Below are 14,331 nucleotides of genomic sequence, written 5' to 3'. Positions count from 1 at the left end.
GCAACAAACTACAGGCGGTTCGGGCTTTCGGCATCGGTTGTCCTGTCCACGGGACAGTGACGCCGGGCCAATTGCCTGAGCGCGGCCGGGTCTGGACGCCGGGGCCGAATCGGCCCGACAATGACGAGGCTGGCGCGTCTGTGCCATGCTCGACCGGGCCGCCGGCCGGATTCTCCGCGTAGACCGGCCTTATCCGTACGGCCTGGGTGTTTCAGTACCTGAGCGCGATTCGCTTCCGCCGGGAAGCCGTCGTGACCGGCTAGAAATGGAGTGGACCCATGAGCAGCAACCCGTTCGACGACGCGGATGGCCAGTTCTACGTCTTGGTGAACGACGAGGAGCAGCACTCCCTGTGGCCTTCGTTCTCCGAGGTCCCCGCCGGCTGGCGGGTGGTGTTCGGCGAGGCCGGCCGCCAGGAGTGCCTGGACTACGTGGAGCAGAACTGGACCGACCTGCGGCCCAAGAGCCTGCGCGACGCGATGGCCGCGGACCAGGCCGCGTGACGCGGGCGCGCTCCTGAGCGACGCGAAGGGTGGGCCCCGGTGCCGGGAAGGCACCGGGGCCCACCCTTGTTCGGAGCCCACCGCTGTTCTGCGTTCGGAGCTCACCCCTGTTCTGCACCGCGCGCCTACAGGCGAACGACCCGTCAGCGGTGGGGTGCTGACGGGCCGTCCGGTTCGGGGGGGTGCGGCTCAGACCCGCTGCCCGGCTCCGCGCCGCTCGACGATCGAGTCGGCTATCTCACCGCTGCGTACGGCGATGTTCGACAGCAGGGACGAGGTCAGGCCGTGGGTGTGCTCGGTGCCGCCCTGGAGGTAGATGCCGCAGGACAGCTCGCCGGAGGTGACGACCCGGTAGTCGCGCTCCACGCGGTGACGGCCCTCCTCGTCGCGCTCGCAGAACCGGTCCAGGTCGCCGAGCAGCCGGGTGGCGTCCATGGTGCTGTAGCCGGTCGCGAAGACGAGCGCGTCGACGTCCATCTCCTGCTCGCTCTCGCCGTCCAGGAGCGAGTGCAGTACGACACGCGTGTCGTTGCCGGACCGCTTCACCTCCTTGACCCGGGTGAGGTTCAGGAAGTGCAGCCGCTTCTCGCCCGCGACCTCCTCCTCGTAGGAGCGGCGGAACAGCTCCCTGATCACGTCGTCGTCGACGACGGAGTAGTTCGTGTTCTTGTGGTAGCGCCAGAACGCGTCCCGCGTGTTCTCCGTGCCGAAGTAGTAGTGGTCGACCGCGGTCGGGTCGAACACCTGGTTGGCGAAGGGCGTGTCGTCCGCGACGGAGTAGCCGTACGACGGCAGGATCGCGGAGACCTGGGCGTGCGGGAGCTTGTCGTGCAGGTACTTGGTGATCTCGGCGGCGCTCTGGCCGGCGCCGACGACCGCCACGTTCTTCAGGTCCTCGGGCCGCATCCGGCCGTACTTCGCGAGGAACTCCGAGCTGTGCCAGACCCGTTCGTCGCGGAGCATGCCGTCGGGCATGCGCGGCACCAGGCCCGTGGAGACGGTGACGTTGCGGGCCTGCACCACGCGGGTGCCGCCGCCGACGGTGTCGCGGACGACGATCTCCAGGAGCTGCTCGCCGCCGGAGCCCTCGTCGGACACGCGGATCTCGGTGACCTCGGAGTTGTACGTGACGCGGTCCCGGAAGCCCGACTCCGCCCACTCCAGGTACTGGTGGAACTCCTGGCGCGTGGGGAAGAAGTCCTGGTTGTTCACGAACTGGACCAGGCGGTCCGACGCGTGCAGGTACGAGACGAAGCTGTACCGCGACAGCGGGTTGCGGAAGGTGGCGAGATCCTTCAGGAACGAGATCTGCATCGTCGCCTGCGGCAGGAGCATGTTGCGGTGCCACCCGAACGACGGCTGCCGTTCGAAGAACGCGGCCCGGACGGGCTGCTGCGAGGAATTGGCCTGGTGCTCCTCCAGGGCTATGGCGAGGGACAGGTTGGACGGGCCGAACCCGATGCCGACGATGTCGTATATCTCGTGTTCACGCGTACCCATGGACACTCTCCCGCTGATGTAGCTTCGACAGGGATTCCGCACCCTCGACGAGGTAATTTGTGTTGCCTCAGAGGATCTTGGTCGGAAATGCTGCGGTCGGAAATGCTGGCAACTCTCGTCTGACGTACGGCTGATGGTCTCGAACATCTCGACCGGTGGTCCGGGAGACACGCATGAGTATTGCGCTGGAGAACACCGCCACGCCAACTTAGAGGGGCCGGACGGACCTTTCAAGAGGTCCCGGCCGCATCACCTGCCAGGCATGGCTGTCCCGTCGACAGGACAGCCATGTCGTGCGCCCGCATTTCTTGGTTGCGCCTCGCAAAGCGCTGGTAGCGTCGGCGACTTGACACCACACCGTGAGTGAGATTGACGAAAGGGGTGAGCCCCAGATGTTCGTTCCGAGCCAGTACCGCCAGCCGGACAGTTCGTGGATGCTTGACCTGATCCACGGCAATCCGTTGGCACTTTTTGTGAGCAACGGCAGTCCCGAAGCGGGGCCGTTCGCCACACATCTGCCGGTGATTCAGGATCCGGAGTGGACCGGTGAATGGTCGGACGACCTCTCCGGCGGCCGGCTGCTCGGCCATATGAACCGGGCGAACCCGCATTGGAAGGCCCTCGAGTCGGGCACCGTGAATCTGCTGACGTTCACGGGGCCGCACGGCTATGTGTCACCGACCGTGTACCGGACGACGCCCGCCGCGCCCACGTGGAACTTCACCTCCGTGCATGTGCACGGCGTCGTGGAGAAGATCGACGGCATAGAGAACACGCTGGAGGTCGTGAAGGCCACCGTGCGTGCCTATGAGGGCGCCTTCGGCGCGGGCTGGGACATGACGGAGTCGCTCGACTACTTCCGGAAGATCGTGCCCGCCGTCGGCGCCTTCCAGTTCCGGGTGACCGGCGCCGAGGGCATGTTCAAGCTCAGCCAGGAGCAGCCGGACGACGTCCAGGAGCGCGTGCGGGAGTCCTTCGGCGGCCGCGAGTGCACGCGCCATCAGGCCGCGGCCCAGCTCATGGACAAGCTGCGCTGACCCTGCCGCGCGGGCGACGCGCCCGCCCCGGCCTCGTCCGCGACGCGCACGTCCACATCGGCACCGCCGGACCGCTGCCGCCGACCGTCTGCCGGGCCCTCCGCGTTCTTCTCGCTCACGGGATTTCGAGGGTCCGACGGCCGGTCGGCGGCAGCGGCTCGGTGTGCGCGCAGGCACGAGCCCACGTGCCGACGCGCAGGGCCCGCACTCCTTGTCGGAGCGGGGGCCCTGCGCGTCGTATGGCCACCCGCCGAGGTCAACTGCCCTGACCTCGGCGGGTGCTGTGCGTAGCGCGATCCGCCCGGGACTTCGTCCCGTCGGCGGGACGCCGCGATCAGGCGCTGATGCCCGCCTGTTCGCGTTCTTCTTCCTCGTCCTCGAGCGCCCGCTCGGCGGCGTTGTCGAGGGTCGCGAGCACCCACTGCTCGAAGTCGATGCCGGACTGCTCCGCGGCCTTGTGCCACCACTGGAGCCGGCTGCCGGGAACGGCCAGCCGCCGCATCGTCTCGGGTGTCTGCGTCACATCGCGCGCCTCGTCCTCGCGGGCGACCCGGATGGCGCTGCGCAGCTGCTTGGTCGTCCACTGCATCTGCTCGGCCCGGTCGAGCCAGAGCTCCTGCTCGTCGATCGGCAGCGACGCCAGCTCCGCGTGGTGCTGGAAGCTCAGCGCCGCACGTCGTCGGCTGAAGTCGAAGCGCCGGGAGACCCACGCGTAGTTGCGCAGGGTCTGGTACTGCAACCCGGCCGCGCGAATGCCGCGCTGGTAGCGGTCGGTGTAGTGGTCCTTGCCGTATACCAGCCAGTCCCCGAGCCACCAGGAAGAGGAGTTGACAATTCCGGAGAGCTGGCGTCCAGCCCGCTCCCAGTCCTCGAAGGTGAGGCCGACCGGCATCTGCAGGCCCACCTTCGTCGTCAGCACCTGGCCACGACGCTCGTCCACTCCGGCCCTGCGCTGCCGCGGAACCGCGCTCGCGTTTCTACGGAAGAGCACAACCTTCGAGCCCTCGAGGTCGCTGACCTGGTTCGTCATCATGCCTCCATGTGAATGAACATCGAACGAAAACGGACACAGGGGCCCGCATCCGAACAAGAAGATGCCTTGCGGGTAGGTAGGGCAGCCGTGTCCTGATCCAGCACGGATCGGGGCCTTCGCGCGTCGCGAGGCAGGGGCTGGCCCATCAATCACAGCCGATCGGCCGGATGAGGGCTCTGTCGAGCCACTCGCCGAATCGGGTCGTCAGAGTTCCGTCAACTCACGGCTGGATCCGTCGGCGCCGCCACATGCGGGTACGCCGACGGGCCGCCCTCACCGCTCGAGGGGGCCGCCGGCACAGAGCACAGGCAGGTCCGGCCGTTCGGCGCGGCCCTCAGGACCGCGCGGAAGGCATTCAGTCGGCATGTGTGCAGATTCGTACATCAACTACTCGCCCCGTTCAACTACTCGCCCCGTTCGCCTCGACCAGGGACCCCTGCGTCATCGGGGCGGCCGACGTGTCCCCCGTCGGTACCGTGACCCGGCTTCGCAGTGGTCTCTTCCAAAGGCCCAACCGAGTAGAACCCGACGCCTGTTGGAGATTCAAGGAAGAGGCTGTCGCTCGTCGCGACTTTTCGAAGTTCGAACAAGATAGCTCAGCTTCGCTATCCCTGTCCTGGTGTGACACAGCTCGCTCCAGGACTCGTTCTGCGGGGGCTTCAGATCAACTTCCGCCATCAGAGGCATGAATTTGAGCCAACCACATCGTGAAGCGAAACAGTTGCAGAAGAGAAGGGGACGTACAGGAGGCGGGGGGACTTCGTTCACTTTGCGGGGCAGGGGTCCCGGGCGATTGGTGATGGTCTGTCACCAACGGTGCTCGATAGCGGAATCCGCGGACCGTTAGGGAACGCTAGCACTTTCCATACGGACTTTTAACACCCGTACGAGCCACCATTCTCACGAGGTGCCCGAAGGACCCCCTCCGACAAGCCGCCGGACGGCTATACGGAGTTCGGGCCGGACCGAGGAACGGGAGGTACGGGCAGGGGTGAGGGGGTGGACCGGAGGGCCGCGGGGGCGCCCGTGCGCCCGGGAGGCAGCCGTTCCGCCCGGAAGGGCGGGCGACTCCGGAACGACCCGTTCCGCGGGCGTCGATCCGGAATCTGGAATTCCTGATCCTCCTCGCGGAACCCTTCCGGAAGTTCACCCAGGGCCCGGAGGCGCGGGCTCCGGGGCCCGCGCGCGGATGCCGTGCGCGATCCCGATTTGCTGCCACGGTTGCCACATCAACCACCGCCGCAGCAAGATGGTGCGACGCGCTCTCGGATCCTAGACTCGACGCTCGGCAACCGCCGCTCAGGGACGTCCGGGAGGGATTGCAGCATGGTTCTGCCCTGCGCATTGCCAGCATCGACTCCGGTCAGCGAGGTGCCCGAAACCCATCTCGCGTCGCCTTTCAGTGACTTCACCGACCAGGTCTTCCAGAATCTGCGCCGGGCCGATCAGCGCAGATGGGCGGGGGCCTATTTGGCGGGGCTGCTCATCACTCCCGGCAAGAAGTCCGTACGCCGCCTCGCCGGCGCGGTCTCAGCCTCTCCCACCGCCGTGCAGTCCCTGCGCCAGTTCGTGAGCCTGAGCCCCTGGGACTGGGAGCCCGTGATGGACGAGCTCACCCGCTGGGCGCGGGGTCACGGCCCGGTCTCCACATGGGCGATCGGCCGCGCGGTGCTGCCCAAGCGCGGCGACCGGTCCGTGGGCGTGCACCGCTACTTCGACCCCGCCTCCGGCCGCACGCTGAACTGTCAGCTCGGCCTCGGCGCCTTCCTGGGCATCGGCGCCCTCCAGGTCCCGGTCGACTGGCGGCTGCTGCTTCCGGCGCCCTGGACCGAGGACGCCCAGCTCCGCCGCCGCGCGCGGATACCCGACGAGATCGACCACCGCCCGCTGTGGGCCCAGGCCCTCGACCTGGTGGACACGCTGGAGGCCCGCACCTCGCCCACCGCCGCGCCCGTCGTCGCCGACATGAGCGACGACCCGGACGTGGCCCTCTTTCTGCGCGGACTCAGCCAGCGGGCCCGGGACTTCGTGGTCGCCGTCCCCCAGCATCTGAAGGTGCTGCCCGTCGGCGAGCGCACGCCGGGCGCCCCCGAACCGGTCAGCGCGCGGGCCCACATCTCCTCGGGCAACGCCGACTCCGTCCTCGTCACCGCGCCGGACGGACGGCGGCAGCACACCCAACTGCGATCCGTCCTGGTGCGCTTGCCCGGAGCCCGGCCGGGAGCGACGCCGGAATATCCCTACCGCATTTTCACCGAGATCCTGCCGGAAAGCCGCCCGGGGTCCATGTGGATCACCAGCCTCACTCATCAACGTCTCGACAACGTTGCCTCACTGGCCACACACCGCACCGGAACCACCACCGCGGTCGCGGGCATGGAACGCCACTTCGGTCTCCTCGACTTCGAGGGCCGTTCCTTTCCCGGGTGGTATCACCACATGACGCTCGTTTCCGCGGCATACACCTATCAGCGGCTGACACACCGACCCGTTCCCCGGCATATGCCATGCTGCCCGGCGCCCCTCCCCCGCAATAGTCAGGAGCGCCTGCACTTGGTCTGAACCTGGCCCGTCGGCATTTCTTTGGTGACTACTGCGATCGCACATTCCTGGGTACGAAGCGCACAGCGCCACTATTGACTTGAGGTCAATTGCGGGGGAAATCAGCGGCATTAGCGGCAAGGGTGCGGCCCTGGAGACCGCCGGGGGAGGTCGGTCTCCAGGGCCGCGGGATCGGTACCGGTGTGCGGCAGCACACCGGACCGAAGCTCTGGCCGCCGGGCGCGTCGGACGCGTCCGGCGGGTGGGTCCGGTTCACTCAGCCCGGACGGTGCCGGGAGCCCTCCTGCACGCCGCTCGGTGCGCGCCGCTCGGCGCGACGGCCACGGTCGTCGAACTCGAGCATCGCGGACACCGCCCGGACCAGCCAGGCGTTGACCGACAACCGCTCATGGCCGGCGGCCTCCTCGATCCGGGTCTTCAGGTGTTCCGGCGGTCGGAAGTTGATGCGTGAGGTCGCGCCGTCCTCCCCGTTCACCGTGGCTGGCACCAGTGGTGCCAGCGATGGCGCCACTCCACTGCGCGCCCGGTCGAAGCCGCCGTCGCCCGCGTCGCCGAACGGCTGCTCCTGCGCGGGCAGCCGCACGACGAACGTCGGCTCCAGGCCGCGCAGTCGTATCTCGACCGACCCGGGGGCCAGGTCGCGGGTGATCTCGTCCGCGGCGGCCGACAGGGCGTCGAGGAGGGTGAGCCGGACGGCCGAAACAAGCGGTGCGACGAGGCGTTCGGCGAGCTCGCGCGTCTCCTCGTCCCCCGACTCCACTGCGACCGACAGCTCCTGGCGCAGGTTGTCGACGTACCGCGTCAGCTCCATGGCGCCATAGTCGCACCACTATGGCGCCACGCGCAAGCTTTCGAGTTCGCCCTCTCTCGACGGGAGGCGCGAGGTGCGACGCCAGAGACACGTCGAATGTTTCCGGCCACCGCCGGTTTCCGAGCACAGACGAGCCCCAACTCGTGGCGGGAATGGGTCGACTCGCTTACGCTCGCCGCAACAGGCGCACCACACTGGAACTCCACGACCAAGGGTCGAGACTCGACGAGGAGTTGGTGAGATGTCCACGCAGTCCCCCACGGGATCCGCCGAGGCCACCAGGGGTGCGATCGACGCCTATCTGGCCCGGCTCGCCGAGCGGGATCTGGACGGGGCGGTGCGGCTGTTCTCGGAGGACGCGGAGTGGATCGCTCCCGGCTCCCCGGCCGTGCCCTGGTCGGGAAACCGGACCGGGCAGGCGGGGGTCAAGGAGTTCTTCACGCTGCTCCACCAGTACCTGCAGCCCGAGGAGTTCACCGTCACGCACATCGTGGTCGACGGCGAGCAGGGGGTGATCATCGGGCACCTCCGGGACACCGTCAAGGCCAACGGCAAACCGCTGACGACGCCCTTCGCCGCGCACCTCACGGTCGTCGGCGGCCAGGTCACCCGCTACCACCTCTTCGAGGACACCTTCGCCCTCCATCAGGCCGCGACCGGCGACTGACCCCTCCTTCCGGGCCGCCGCCACCCCCCACCATCCGGAGCACCAGGAGAGGCACGAACGATGACCCCCCGTGACGACATGCCGACCCACCCGGCCGTACGCGCCTTCGTCGACGCGGTCAACGCCCAGGATTCCGGAGCCCTTTGGGCCGTTCTCGCCAAGGACGCCACCGTGATCGACGTGGGCACCGAGCGCGACCTCGACGCGTGGGTGGAGCGGGAGCTCCTCACCTCGAACGCGCGCATGGAGGTGGTGCGGGAGTCGCCCGACGGCCTGTCCGTCGAGGCCCGCTTCCACAACGACATCTGGGGCGACATCGACACCGCGTGGGAGTTCTCGGTGTCCGACGGCGTCATCCGGCGCTTTGTCACCGGCCCCGGCTGAGCGTCATAGAGCGCACGAAGGAAGACGAAAGGAACACGAAAGGAAGAGGAGGACGACGGCGACGCGAAGAGACGGCCCCAGGGACGCACGGAACCCGCAGACACCCCGGAGACAGGGAAGCAGAGGGAATGGTGTGAGCCGCACGCCGGGGCCCGAGGTGGAGCAGGCGCCGAAGGAGTCGGTGCGGATCCGCCTGCTCGGCCCGGTGAGCGTGGAGGTCCGGGGCGCACACGTCGGCCTCGGGCCGCAGCAGCGCGCGCTCCTCGCCGCCCTGGCGCTCGCCCGCGGCCACCCGGTCAGCACCTCCCGGCTCGCCGAACTCCTGTGGGAGGGCGACGCGCCGGACGGCGCGATCAGCGCGCTGCGTACGCACGTCCTGCATCTGCGCCGCATCCTGGAACCCGGCAGACGGGCCACGTCCGGCTTCGAGGTCCTGCTCAGCGCGGGCGCCCGCAGCAACACCAGCTACACCCTGGACGTCACCGACGAACAGATCGACGCCCTGCGCTTCGTCCACCTCACCGACCAGGCCCGCAAGGCCGCCGCCGACGGCGACGCGGCCGCCGTGGTCGCGCTGCTCGACGAGGCCCTGGCGCTGTGGACCGGACCCGCCCTCGAAGGGGTCAGCGACCGCAGCTTCGCCCTGGCCGAGGCCGAGCGCCTCGAAGAGCTGCGCCTGGTCGCCAGGGAGGACCGCCTCGACGCGCTCATCGACCTGGGCCGCTACGAGGAGTCGGTGGCCGAACTGACCACGCTGGTCAGCGAGTTCCCGCTGCGTGAGCGGCTGCGTGGCCAGCTCATGCTGGGGCTGCACCGCTCGGGCCGCCCCGCGGAGGCCCTCGCCGCGTACCGCGATTTCTACCAGCTCCTCGACGACCAGGTGGGCATCGAACCCGGCCGCCGGCTCAAGGAGCTCCACCAGCGCCTCCTCGCCGGCGACCCCGGTCTCGCCCCCGGCCCCGCCCGGGCGCCCGCTCCGCCGCCCCCGGCCCGGCCGGTGCCCCGCCAACTCCCGCCCGACGTCGCCAGTTTCACGGGCCGAACGGACTATCTGCGCCAGCTCGACACCCTGCTGGCGCAGGCCGAGGCGGGCCCCGGGCAGACGCTGGTGATCTCTTCCGTGTCCGGCATGGCGGGCGCCGGCAAGACCGCGCTCGCCGTGCACTGGATGCACCGGGTCGCCGACCGCTTCCCCGACGGCCAGGTGTACGCCAATCTGCGCGGCCACGACTCCGCGCCCCCGACCACGGCCGACGAGGCCCTCGGACAGCTGCTGCGGGCCCTCGGCGTCGGCACCGGGCATCTGCCGGAGAGCACGGACGAGAAGGCCGCCCTCTACCGCTCGCTCCTCGCGGGCAAGCGCATGCTGATCCTGCTCGACGACGCGGCCGGGCTCGAACAGGTACGTCCGCTGCTCCCCGGCTCGCCGACCTGCTTCGTCGTCGTCACCAGCCGCAACGACCTGCGCGGCCTGACCGCGTTCCACGACGCCCACCGGGTGAGCCTGACCGTGTTCGCCGAGGAGGAGGCGCTGGCGCTGCTCGCCCGCGTCATCGGCGCGGACCGGGTGCGGCACGAGCCGGAGGCCGCCGCCGAGGCCGTGCGGCTGTGCGGTCTGCTGCCGCTGGCCGTGCGGATCGTCGCGGCCCACCTCGTCGGCGACCGGCATCCGCCGATCGCGGAGGTCGTGCGCCGGCTGCGCGAGGGCGACCGCCTGCACGAGCTGGCCCTGGACCAGGAGGAGCACACCGGCGTACGGAGCGTGCTCGACCTGTCCTACCGGTCCCTGCCCGCCCCCGAGCGGGAGCTGCTGCGGCTGCTCGCGCTGGCCCCCGGCCCCGAACTGTCCGCCCCGGCCGTCGCCGCCCTGGCCGGGTCCGACCTGCCCTCGACGGCCCGGCTCCTGGACCAGCTGGTCGCCCGCAGCCTCCTTGAGACTCCTCGGCCCGGCCGGTTCCATCTGCATGCCCTCGTCCGCCTGTTCGCGCGCGAGCGGGCCGAGGCGGAGGAGGACGCCGACGCCCGCGAGCGCGCCGTCGGCCGCCTGCTCACCTGGTACCTGGCGACCGCCGAGCAGGCCGCCCACCTGCTGTACGGCACCTTCTACTCCTGGTACGCGGCCCGCCCGCCGGAGCCGGACGGCTCCCCGACCTCGCCGCTGGTGTTCGGCGGCGCCGTCGACGCGCTGGCCTGGCTGGACGACGAGCGGCCCGCGCTCCTGGACTGCGCGCGGCACGCCGTGCGGCACGGGCCCCGCCCCTTCGCCTGGAAGTGCGCGCTCGCGCTGCACGGCCACCTGATGGAACACGGCCGGCGCGCCGACTGGCTGCGGTCCGCGCAGGACGGACTGCGGGCCGCCGAGGCCGAACAGGACGACCACGCGCGGGCGGTGATGCACTGGAGCATGTGCTACGTGCTGTGGGAGCTGGCCCGGCACGACGAGGCGCTGGAGCACAGCGCGCGCGCCGAGGCGCTGTTCGCGCGGACCGGCGTGGGCGTGGAGACGGCCGGGGCGGTGCTCGGGCTCGCCGCCTCGCACCGCGAGCAGGGTGCCCTCGACCAGGCCGCCCGCGCCGCCGAACGGGCCCTGGGGCTCTACGTGGAGGGCGGGCAGCCCGCCGGGGAGGCGTGGGCGCTGTTCCTGCTCGGCTTCGTCCGGCTCGACCAGGGCCGCATCGACAGCGCGCAAGGGCACTTCGCCGACGCCCGTGCCCGCGCCGAGGCGTCGGGCGACCAGCACACGGTCATGCTGTCGCTGTGGGGTCTCGGCGCCGTCCAGCACGCGCTCGGCACGCCGGAGGAGGCGCAGCGGCTGTTGTCGCGGGCCCTCGCGGCGGACGGCAGGCTGCTGTTCACGTACGCGGCGGAGGGCGCCCTCAACGCCCTGGCTCAGGCGTGCCGGGACGGCGGCGACCCGCGGCTCGCGCTCAAGTACGGCGTGGACGCCCTCGGTGTCACCCATCGCACCCGGCGTCGTCTCGTGGAGCCGGACGTCCTCAACACGATCGGCACGGTGCTGCTGCGCCTCGACGACGTGCCCGGCGCCCTGGACCACCACGAGCGTGCCCTGGTGGCGGCGCGCGCGGCGGGCTGCCGGCGGGCCGAGGCCGAGGCGTGCGTGGGGCTGGCCGCCGTGCACCGGCACCTGGGCGAGTACCGCGAGGCCCTTTCGTGCACCCGGCGGGCGCTGGCCGCGGCAGGGCAGTCCGGGCTCCGGCTCGTCGAGGGCGCGGCGCGGACCGAGCTGGCCCTGGTGCATCTGGCGCTCGGTCAGCACGGCAAGGCGGAACGGGCCGTCGAGCGGTCGGTGCGGCTGCATCGGGCCTGCGGCCACCGGCCCGGGCTCGCGCGCGCCCTGGCGGCCGCCGAGGCCGTGCGGGACGCGGGCGCCGGCGTCAGCTCAGCGCCCGTACCCCCGCCGTGACCGCCGCGGCCACCAGGATCACCAGTGGCACGGGGGCCTTGAGCCGCCAGGCCACGAGGGCCCCGGCGAAGCCGGCCAGCCGGGCGTCGAACGTCATCCCGTGCGCGCCGGCCGAGCCCACGAGCTGGGTGACCACGAGGACGGCGAGCAGCGCGGGCGTCAGGTACTCCACGAACCGGGGGAACCAGGCGGGCAGTTCGCGGTCGCCCATCACGAGGGAACCGGCGCCCTTGATGAGGAAGGTGGTCACCACCAGGGCGCCGACGACGATCCACGGGTCACGGCTCAACGGGCCCTCCGCGTCCGGTGGTGGGCGAGCGGGACCGCCATGTCCAGACGACCGCGATGACGCAGGCGACGGCGATGGCCGCGTCGGGCACCGCGACGGCGGTGAGGAGCGCGGCGCAGGCCGCCGCGGTGGCCGCGGCCGTCCTCTTGGGGGCGGTGCCCAGGTGGGGCGCGAGCAGCAGGAAGAACAGCACCGGTGAGACGGCGTCCAGGCCGTAGGTGAGGATGTCCACGGCCTTGAAGGGGCCGATCGCGCCCAGCAGGGTGCCGAGGACCCAGCCGAGCCAGAGCACCACTCCGGAGGACAGCAGCCGTACGCGGTCGAAGCGGCCGTCGGCGTCGCTCGCGATGGCCCAGGACTCCTCGATGACCAGTTGCGACTCGACGGCGCGGCGGGCCCGGCCGCCGCGCAGGGCGGGCAGGATGGCGAAGCCCATCACCAGGTAGCGCAGGTTCAGCAGGGTCCCGGCGACGGCCGCGGCCGCCCAGCCGCCGCCGTTGACGATCACCGAGACCGCGGCGAACTGCGACGAGCCCACGAAGACCAGGCCGGACATCGAGGTGGCGGCGAGCGCGCCGAAGCCCGCGCCCTTGGCGAGCACGCCGAAGGAGATGCCGAAGGCGAAGATGGCGACGGTGAACGGAACGGCGGCCCTGGCCCCGACGACCCAGGCGTCGCGCGGCCCGCCGGACGGCGCCGGGCACACGGGCCCGGATCCGCGATCGGTCATCCGCGCTCGCCCGGGGTCGCGGCGGAGGCGAAGCCGGGGCCCGGCAGGGCCTCCTCGCCCCGGACGGCTCGTGCGTACGCCGCGGCGAGCGCCGCGCCCACCTCGCCCAGCGGGTAGTGCCGGTCGTCGACGGCGGTGACCGGCTGGACCTCGTACGCCGTGCCGGTGAGGAACACCTCGGTGGCGCGGTCGAGTTCGGCGGGGGCGAGGTGGCGTTCGACGACGGTGAGGCCCAGGGCGTGGGCGAGGGCAATGACGGTGCGGCGGGTGATGCCGTCGAGGACGCACTCCGGGGGCGGGGTGTGGAGGGCGCCGTCGAGGACCAGGAACAGGTTGGCGCCGGTGGCCTCGGCGAGGCGGCCTCGGTGGTCGAGGAGCAGCGCGTCGTCGCAGCCCGCTTCCTCGGCCTCCTGTCCGGCGAGGGAGCCGAGGGCGTACGCGGCCGCGGTCTTGGCGGTGACCGGCGCGGTGTCGGGGGCGGGGCGCCGCCAGCGCGAGGTGCGCAGGCGGATGCCGCGGGGCCCGTCGGTGAAGATCCGCGGCCAGGGCCAGGCCGCGACGGCCACGTGCACGGAGGTGTCCGGGGCGACCAGGCGCAGGGTGTCGCTGCCGCGCCAGGCGACGGGGCGGACATAGCCGTCGGTGAGGCCCGCGACGGCGACCGTCTCGCGCGTGGCGGCGTCCAACTCGGCGGCGGACCAGGGCAGTTCGAATCCCATGAGGCGGGCCGACGCGACGAGCCGGGCGCTGTGCTCGGACAGCTTGAAGACCTGGCCGCCGTAGGCCCGTTCGCCCTCGAAGACGCTGCCGCCGTAGTGCAGTCCGTGGCTGAGGACGTGCAGCCGGGCGGTGCGCCAGGGCACGAACTCCCCGTCGAGCCAGATGACGCCGTCCCGGTCGTCGAGGGCGGCGGCGGGTGGCGGGGCCGCACGGGTCATGTGGCGAACCCCCGCTCGGCGTAGGGGTAGCCCTCCAGTTCGTTGGCGTCGACGGTGTCGTCGCGGCGGGACGCGTAGTAGATGCGGACCTCGTCGATCAGGCCGGTGTCGTCGAAGCGGTAGACCTCCGCGCCGCGAAGCACCTTGCCGAGGCGCGGTTTGAAGGCGGTCCACTCGCAGACGGCGGTGCGGGTGTGCTCGTCGGCGTAGACGGCGTCCACGGCCCAGTGCGACTGGTTGGCCCGCACGTCGGCGCCCCAGCGTTCCACGATCGGGTCGATGCCGTGCACGGGCCCGGACATGCCGTGGGCGAGGTAGTGCACGACCTGTTCGGACAGGCACCGGGCGAACAGGTCGCGGTCGACTTTGTTGCACGCCTCGAAGTACTGCCGCACCGCGGCCTCCATCGTGGCCCGGTCCAGGCTTCCCATGGCTGCGCGTCCTCTCGTCTCT

Annotated in this window: 13 protein-coding genes; 6 read left to right on the top strand and 7 right to left on the bottom strand. The window is 71.0% G+C overall.

Features of this window, described 5'->3' with window-relative positions; genetic code table 11:
- Nucleotides 1-278: 278 nt before the first annotated feature.
- Entirely contained in the window at nucleotides 279-503 is a 225-nt protein-coding gene (locus tag STRAU_RS16220) for an MbtH family protein (protein WP_016641417.1), read from the top strand.
- Nucleotides 504-692: 189 nt separating this feature from the next.
- Here STRAU_RS16220 and STRAU_RS16215 read toward each other — a convergent pair whose 3' ends face one another.
- A complete protein-coding gene (locus STRAU_RS16215; RefSeq protein ID WP_016641416.1) occupies nucleotides 693-2,003 on the bottom strand; it encodes a lysine N(6)-hydroxylase/L-ornithine N(5)-oxygenase family protein in 1,311 nt (436 codons plus the stop codon).
- Nucleotides 2,004-2,395: 392 nt separating this feature from the next.
- Between STRAU_RS16215 and STRAU_RS16210 the strand changes: the two genes are divergently transcribed.
- Nucleotides 2,396-3,040 (top strand): FMN-binding negative transcriptional regulator, encoded by a 645-nt coding sequence (locus STRAU_RS16210; protein WP_016641415.1) that lies wholly within the window; start codon nucleotides 2,396-2,398, stop codon nucleotides 3,038-3,040.
- 334 nt (nucleotides 3,041-3,374) lie between these two features.
- Here STRAU_RS16210 and STRAU_RS16205 read toward each other — a convergent pair whose 3' ends face one another.
- Nucleotides 3,375-4,073: an LmbU family transcriptional regulator gene (locus STRAU_RS16205; protein ID WP_016641413.1), complete on the bottom strand. Its 699-nt coding sequence runs from the start codon at nucleotides 4,071-4,073 to the stop codon at nucleotides 3,375-3,377.
- Nucleotides 4,074-5,444: 1,371 nt separating this feature from the next.
- Between STRAU_RS16205 and STRAU_RS16200 the strand changes: the two genes are divergently transcribed.
- Complete coding sequence (locus STRAU_RS16200) at nucleotides 5,445-6,635, top strand: IS701 family transposase (RefSeq protein ID WP_016641412.1); 1,191 nt, start codon at nucleotides 5,445-5,447, stop codon at nucleotides 6,633-6,635.
- 256 nt (nucleotides 6,636-6,891) lie between these two features.
- On the opposite strand, the gene STRAU_RS16195 is transcribed toward STRAU_RS16200, so the two are convergent.
- Nucleotides 6,892-7,446 carry a hypothetical protein gene (locus STRAU_RS16195; protein WP_016641411.1) on the bottom strand — a complete coding sequence of 185 codons (555 nt, stop codon included), beginning with the start codon at nucleotides 7,444-7,446 and terminating at the stop codon, nucleotides 6,892-6,894.
- A gap of 241 nt (nucleotides 7,447-7,687) precedes the next feature.
- On the opposite strand from STRAU_RS16195, the gene STRAU_RS16190 reads away from it, so the two are divergent.
- The 3 genes from STRAU_RS16190 to STRAU_RS16180 all read left to right on the top strand — a co-directional run bounded on the left by STRAU_RS16190 (nucleotide 7,688) and on the right by STRAU_RS16180 (nucleotide 11,921).
- On the top strand, nucleotides 7,688-8,113 hold the full coding sequence (locus STRAU_RS16190; protein WP_016641410.1) for a nuclear transport factor 2 family protein: 426 nt from the start codon (nucleotides 7,688-7,690) through the stop codon (nucleotides 8,111-8,113).
- A gap of 60 nt (nucleotides 8,114-8,173) precedes the next feature.
- Nucleotides 8,174-8,497, top strand: a complete 324-nt coding sequence (locus tag STRAU_RS16185) for a hypothetical protein (RefSeq protein WP_016641409.1) — start codon at nucleotides 8,174-8,176, stop codon at nucleotides 8,495-8,497.
- A gap of 133 nt (nucleotides 8,498-8,630) precedes the next feature.
- Entirely contained in the window at nucleotides 8,631-11,921 is a 3,291-nt protein-coding gene (locus STRAU_RS16180) for an AfsR/SARP family transcriptional regulator (protein WP_052029107.1), read from the top strand.
- Here the strand turns inward: STRAU_RS16180 and STRAU_RS16175 are convergent.
- Genes STRAU_RS16175 through STRAU_RS16160 form a run of 4 tightly spaced genes read right to left on the bottom strand, consistent with a single transcriptional unit; the run spans nucleotide 11,893 to nucleotide 14,309 of the window.
- Nucleotides 11,893-12,210, bottom strand: a complete 318-nt coding sequence (locus tag STRAU_RS16175) for an AzlD domain-containing protein (RefSeq protein ID WP_016641407.1) — start codon at nucleotides 12,208-12,210, stop codon at nucleotides 11,893-11,895. The genes STRAU_RS16180 and STRAU_RS16175 overlap by 29 nt on opposite strands.
- Entirely contained in the window at nucleotides 12,200-12,940 is a 741-nt protein-coding gene (locus STRAU_RS16170; RefSeq protein WP_078621254.1) for an AzlC family ABC transporter permease, read from the bottom strand. The genes STRAU_RS16175 and STRAU_RS16170 overlap by 11 nt, the downstream gene beginning before the upstream one ends.
- On the bottom strand, nucleotides 12,937-13,878 hold the full coding sequence (locus tag STRAU_RS16165) for a branched-chain amino acid transaminase (RefSeq protein ID WP_016641405.1): 942 nt from the start codon (nucleotides 13,876-13,878) through the stop codon (nucleotides 12,937-12,939). The genes STRAU_RS16170 and STRAU_RS16165 overlap by 4 nt, the downstream gene beginning before the upstream one ends.
- The gene (locus STRAU_RS16160; protein WP_016641404.1) at nucleotides 13,875-14,309 is read right to left on the bottom strand and encodes a nuclear transport factor 2 family protein; all 435 of its coding nucleotides are present in this window, start codon (nucleotides 14,307-14,309) and stop codon (nucleotides 13,875-13,877) included. Before STRAU_RS16160 ends, STRAU_RS16165 begins: the two co-directional genes overlap by 4 nt.
- Nucleotides 14,310-14,331: the final 22 nt, after the last annotated feature.

The sequence above is a fragment of the Streptomyces aurantiacus JA 4570 genome (assembly GCF_000414115.1).
Taxonomy (GTDB): domain Bacteria; phylum Actinomycetota; class Actinomycetes; order Streptomycetales; family Streptomycetaceae; genus Streptomyces; species Streptomyces aurantiacus_A.
Note: the sequence above shows the minus strand (reverse complement) of the source record. Positions and strands in the feature narration are given on the sequence as shown.